Below are 5,855 nucleotides of genomic sequence, written 5' to 3' on the forward strand. Positions count from 1 at the left end.
TCCCTCACCGCCGTCGAAACCCGCAACCGACTCACCACCACCACCGGCCTACCCCTCCCCACCACCCTCGTCTTCGACCACCCCACCCCCACCGACACCGCACACCACCTCCACACCCTGCTCACCGGCGAACAGGCACCGCCATCGCCCACGGTGGCCGCGGCTGCCTCGGCGGAACCGATCGCGATCGTCGGTATCGGATGCCGCTTTCCCGGCGGGGTGTCCGACGCGGCGGACCTGTGGGACCTCGTCGCCGCCGGCGGTGACGCCATCTCCGCGTTCCCCACCGACCGCGGCTGGGACCTGGCGGCCCTGTTCGATCCCGAGCCCGGCGCCCCGGGCACCTCTACAGCGCGGGAGGGTGGTTTCCTCGCTGGTGCAGCGGATTTCGACGCCGAGTTCTTCGGCATCAGCCCGCGGGAGGCAACCGCGATGGACCCACAGCAGCGGCTGGTCCTCGAAACAGCCTGGGAAGCAGTGGAAAACGCCGGGATCGAGCCGGGCAGCCTGCGCGGCAGCGATACCGGGGTGTTCCTCGGCGTCATCGGGCAGTCCTACGGCATCGGTTACCGGCAGGCAGACACCGGCGAGGTGTGGGATGTCGGGCACCAGTCGACCGGCAATCTGCAGAGTGTGGTGTCCGGGCGGGTGTCCTATGCGCTGGGGTTGACGGGCCCGGCGATTTCGGTGGACACCGCGTGCTCCTCGTCCCTGGTCGCCCTGCACCAGGCCGTGCAGTCGCTGCGGGCGGGGGAATGCGAGGCGGCGCTCGCCGGTGGCGTCACCGTGATGTCCACCCCGGGCGCCTTCGTGGAGTTCACCCGGCAGGGCGGGCTGGCCCCGGACGGACGGTGCAAACCGTTCGCCGCGGCCGCCGACGGGGCCGGGTTCGCCGAGGGTGTGGGCATCGTGGTGGTGGAGCGGCTCTCCCGGGCGCGTGCGCTCGGACACGAGGTGCTGGCGGTGGTGCGTGGTTCGGCGGTCAATCAGGACGGGGCGTCCAACGGGTTGAGCGCCCCCAACGGCCCTGCCCAGCAACACGTCATCCGGCGCGCGCTCGCCGAGGCAGGCCTGACCACAAGCGAAGTCGATGCCGTCGAAGCGCACGGCACCGGGACCACCTTGGGTGATCCGATCGAAGCCCAGGCGCTGCTGGCCACCTACGGGCAGCAGCGGCCCGCCGACCGGCCGCTGTGGCTGGGTTCGGTCAAATCCAATATCGGCCACACCCAAGCCGCCGCCGGTATCGCGGGCGTGATCAAGATGGTGCAGGCCATGCGGCACGGTGTGCTGCCACCCACCCTGCATGTGGATGCCCCGTCTGGGCATGTGGACTGGTCGGCCGGGGCCGTGGAGCTGCTCACCAGCGGGCGGGAGTGGCCGCGGCACGGGCGGGCCCGGCGGGCGGGGGTGTCGTCGTTCGGTATCAGCGGCACCAACGCCCACATCATCCTGGAGCAGGCACCGGAGCCGGACACCACCCCGTCACGGCCGAGCATCGAACCGGTCCCGGTGGCATGGGTACTGTCGGCCCGCGGTCAGGACGCGGTGGCGCGGCAGGCTCGGCGGCTGGCGGAGCATCTGCGCCGTCACCCGGATCTGACATCGGAGGATGTGGGCTGGACGTTGTCGCGACGCACCCGGTTCGAGCACCGGATGATCGTCGTCGGGACCGGCCGCGAACAACTGCTGCAGCGGTTGGCCGCCGCCTGCCCGGTGGACTCCGGCGCAGGCCAGGCGCTACCCGGCCCCGGGGTTGTCACCGGAAAGACCGGGACGCCCGGCCGAATCGTGTTCGTGTTCCCCGGCCAGGGCGCGCAATGGGTCGGTATGGGACACGATCTGATGCGCACTGCGCCCGTGTTCGCCGACGCGGTCGCGGACTGTGCCGCGGTGTTCGCTACCCGGGTGGACTGGTCGGTGGTCGATCTGCTGCACGCCGACGCCGACGATGCCGACGCCGCGGCGCTACTGGCGCGCGTCGACGTGGTGCAACCGGTGCTGTTCGCGGTGATGGCCGGTCTCACCGCCTGGTGGCGGTCTCTGGGTGTGGTGCCCGATGCCGTGGTGGGGCATTCCCAGGGAGAGATCGCCGCCGCCTACGTCGCCGGGGCACTCACGTTGGATGAGGCTGCGCATATCGTGCTGGAACGCAGCCGCGTGATCGCGCAGGAGTTGACCGGTCACGGCGGTATGGCATCGGTCGCGCTGTCCGCAGCCGAGGTCGCCGAGCGGTTGGCGCCGTACGGATCCGAGTTGGCCGTCGCCGCCACCAACGGCCCCGCCGCCACCGTCGTTTCCGGCGATACGGACGCACTCGACCGGTTCCTCGACGCCTGCGAACACGACGGGGTGCGCGCCACTCGCATCGCTGTCGACTACGCATCCCACTGCCCCCGGGTCGAGCGGGTCCGTGCGCCGTTGCTGCGCGACCTCGACGGTCTCGCCCCGCGGGCCACCGATATCGCGTTCTATTCGACGGTGACCGGAACCGTGCTCGGTACCGGTCGTCTCGACGCCGAGTACTGGTACCGCAATTTGCGTGAACCGGTCCGGTACACCGAGGCCGTCGAGCGGCTGCGCAGCGACGGTCATACGGTCTTCGTGGAGATCAGCCCGCATCCGCTGCTGACGGCCGGTATCGATACAGCCGAGAGCGAAACCGCCGCCGCGCCCGCCACGGTGGTCGGCTCACTGCGTCGCGGACAGGGCGGGACAGCGCCCTTGCTGGAATCGGCGGCGCACCTGGACGTGGCCGGTGTGCCGGTGGACTGGTCGGCGGCGTTCGGTGCCGGGGCACGGCGGGTGCCCCTGCCTGCCTACGCGTTCCGGCGCCGCCGGTACTGGCCGGAGCCCGTGTCCGGCGCCACGGGTGTCCGCGGACTGCCCGGCGCGGGTCACCCACTGGTCGAGGCAGTGGTCCCCGCACCGGACACCGGCGGAGTCACTCTTCTCGGACGGCTGTCCCGGCACAGCGCGCCCTGGCTGGCCGACCACACCGTCGGTGGCGCGGTGCTGCTGCCCGGTACCGGGCTGCTGGAACTGGTGATGCAGGCCGGGCAGGAGGTCGGCACCTCGGTCGTCGACGAACTGATCCTGACCACACCGCTGCCGGTCCCCAGCGAAGGTGCGACGCGGATACAGGTCGTGGTGGGCAGTCTCGACCAGGATGCCCGGACCGTCACCGTCTACTCCCGCGCCGACGACGGCACCTGGACGACGCACGCGCGCGGCAGGCTGGTTCTCTCCGCCGGTACCGAGGAACCGGTGTTCGCCGACCTGCAGCAATGGCCGCCGCACGGCGCCGAGGCCGTCGATATCGGCGGCCTCTACGACCGTCTCACCGAACGCGGCTACGAGTACGGGCCCGCCTGCCGCGGGCTGCGCGCGGTCTGGCGCGACGGCGACCATCTCTACGCCGAGGCGAGCGCTGCCCGCGAACTAACCGGCACGCACCGCTACAGCGTTCATCCGGCGCTGTTGGACGCCGTGCTGCATGCGGTGCTGGCAGATCCGGAAGCAGCGGCCGCGATGCCGTTCGCCTGGACGGGCGTGCTGCCGTATGCGACCGGAGCGGCGACGCTGCGGGCACGGATCACCCGGGTCGGCCCGCGCTCCTACTCGGTAGCGGCGGTCGACCCAGCCGGGCTGCCGGTCTTGTCGATCCGCGCGCTGTCCACCCGACCGGTGCCGGCCATATCGGCGCAGGTACAACCGGTCGCGGCACGCCACGTCGGCAACGGCAACGGCGACGCGCCGCAGGCACAACGATTGCGAGGGCTCGACGCCGCGCGACGACCATCGGCAGTACTCGAACTGGTGCGCACTCAGGTAGCGGTCGTGCTCGGGCATCCGAGCGCCAGCGATGTCGATGCCGACAGCACCTTTCAAGACCTCGGCATCGATTCGGTGACCGCGGTCGAGATCCGCCGCAGCCTCGCCGCCGCCACGGGGCTGGCCCTGCCTGCCACGCTCGTCTTCGACCATCCGACCCCGCGAGCGGTCGCCGCCCGCATCCACACCGACCTGATCGGTGCGGCACCCGCGCAGACCGCGTCGCCCGGCCCTGCCGTGGATCCGGCCGAGCCGATCGCGATCGTCGGGCTGGGCTGCCGGTTCCCCGGCGGAGTGCGGACACCGGATCAACTGTGGCGGTTGCTCGTCGACGGCACAGACGCTGTTACCGGGTTCCCGGCCGATCGCGGTTGGGATATGGCGAACCTCATCGATCCCGATCCCGATGCCGCCGGGAAGACCTACGTTCGGGCCGGCGGGTTCCTCACGGATGCGGCGTTGTTCGACGCGGAATTCTTCGGTATCGGACCGCGTGAGGCAACCGGTATGGACCCGCAGCAGCGGCTGGTGCTGGAAACGGTGTGGGAGGCGCTGGAAGATGCGGGTATCGATCCGGAGTCGCTGCGGGGCAGCGATACCGGTGTGTTCATGGGCGTGATGAGCCAGCCCTACGGCGCCGAGGTGCAGCCCGATGTCGACGGTGCCGACGTGTACCGGATGACCGGGATGTCGCCGAGTGTGGTGTCGGGCCGGGTGGCGTATGTGCTCGGTACCGAAGGGCCTGCGGTGTCGGTGGATACGGCGTGCTCGTCCTCGCTGGTGGCGTTGCATCAGGCGGTGCAGGCGCTGCGGGCGGGTGACTGCACGCGCGCGCTGGTCGGCGGAGTGACCGTGATGTCCACTCCGGTCGGGTTCGTGCGGTTCGCCCGCCAGCGCGGCCTGGCCCCGGACGGTCGCTGCAAGCCGTTCGCGCAGGCCGCCGATGGCGCCGGTTTCGCCGAGGGCGTCGGTGTGCTCGTGGTCGAACCACTCTCGCGCGCGCGGCAGGATGGGCATGAGGTGCTGGCCGTGGTTCGGGGGTCCGCGGTGAATCAAGACGGCGCGAGCAATGGCCTGACCGCACCCAACGGTCCCGCCCAGCAACGTGTCATCCGTCGGGCGCTGGCCGGGGCAGGTATCGCTGCGGGCGAGGTGGACGTCGTCGAAGCGCACGGCACCGGAACAACACTGGGGGATCCCATCGAAGCGCACGCGCTGATCGCCACCTACGGCCGGGAGCATTCCGCGGACCGACCGCTGTGGCTGGGTTCGATCAAATCCAATATCGGGCACACCCAGGCGGCGGCCGGGGTGGCCGGGGTGATCAAGATGGTGCAGGCGCTGCGGTACGAAACCCTTCCCCGCACCCTGCACATCGATACTCCCTCCCCACATATCGACTGGTCGGCGGATACGGTGCGGCTGCTCACCGAACAGCAGCGATGGCCGCGCGGCGAACGGCCGCGGCGAGCAGGGGTGTCGTCGTTCGGCGCCAGCGGTACCAACGCGCACGTGATCCTCGAGGAAGCACCACCGCCGCCCGCCCGGACACCCGGCTGCGCGATGCGCACGGTGCCGTGGGTGGTGACCGCCCGAAGCCGGGAAGCGCTGCGCGAGCAACTCGTCCGGCTGTCCGACGCGGTGCGCGGCGGCGACGCCGACCCGGTCGATATCGGTTGGACGTTGGCGGGGCGCACCCGGTTCCGGCATCGCGCGGTGCTCGTCGGCTCCACTCGCGAGGAGTTGTCGGCGCGGCTGGCGGGGCTGGCTACGGGCGAGGTCGACGACGGCGCGGTTTCGGGCCGGGCCGGTGCGGTCGGTGGGACGGTGTTCGTGTTCGCGGGTCAGGGTGGGCAGTGGGTGGGGATGGGGCGGGCGTTGTTGGAGGAGTCGGCGGTGTTCGCGGCGGTGATCGAGGAGTGTGCGGAGGCGTTTGCTCCGTGGGTGGAGTGGTCGTTGTGGGATGTGTTGTCCGCTGGGGAGGGGTCTTCGGAGGTGGGGGGGTTGTTGGGGCGGGTGGG

The 5,855-nt window shown here is 71.1% G+C and carries 1 protein-coding gene; it reads left to right on the top strand.

Going from position 1 to position 5,855, the window contains the following annotated elements:
• Window positions 1-117: 117 nt before the first annotated feature.
• Window positions 118-5,855: type I polyketide synthase (locus B0T44_RS28760; protein WP_438269040.1), on the top strand; the 5,738-nt coding region annotated here is incomplete at its 3' end.

Origin of the sequence: Nocardia donostiensis, from assembly GCF_002081715.1 — a bacterium.
GTDB lineage: Bacteria > Actinomycetota > Actinomycetes > Mycobacteriales > Mycobacteriaceae > Nocardia > Nocardia donostiensis.